Annotated in this window: 1 protein-coding gene; it reads right to left on the bottom strand. The window is 47.1% G+C overall.

Annotated elements, in window-relative coordinates:
• The coding region (locus BLX24_RS31465; RefSeq protein ID WP_177226029.1) for a KUP/HAK/KT family potassium transporter at nt 1-204 on the bottom strand (204 nt) is incomplete at its 3' end.
• Nucleotides 205-349: the final 145 nt, after the last annotated feature.

Genomic DNA, 349 nt, shown 5'->3' with positions numbered 1-349 from the left:
CGTCAGCAAGACATATTTCAGGGTAGTCTGAAAGGTCAGTGTCCAGAAAATGGCCGAGACACCGCCNACCCGATCTTCAATAATTGCGCGGTAGGTGTAAAGAGGGGAGGTGCCGATGTCCCCGAATACAATACCGATAGAAACCAATAAACCCGCTGCGGTGAGCTTGTCCAGGTGATGATGCGATGATGTACTTACTGTCATATAGGGCAAAATACACAGCCGTATCTTATGTACAATGCTCCGTGGCTAAATTTTCGGTTGGCGGGTTCGCTCAGCACCGGCCGGTTTGGGCCATTCTTTTTGTAACCTGTAAACATACTTTTCATTGAGTATTACTTATCAGGTA

This window comes from Arsenicibacter rosenii, from assembly GCF_001870735.1.
Lineage (GTDB): Bacteria > Bacteroidota > Bacteroidia > Cytophagales > Spirosomataceae > Arsenicibacter > Arsenicibacter rosenii.
Note: the sequence above shows the minus strand (reverse complement) of the source record. Positions and strands in the feature narration are given on the sequence as shown.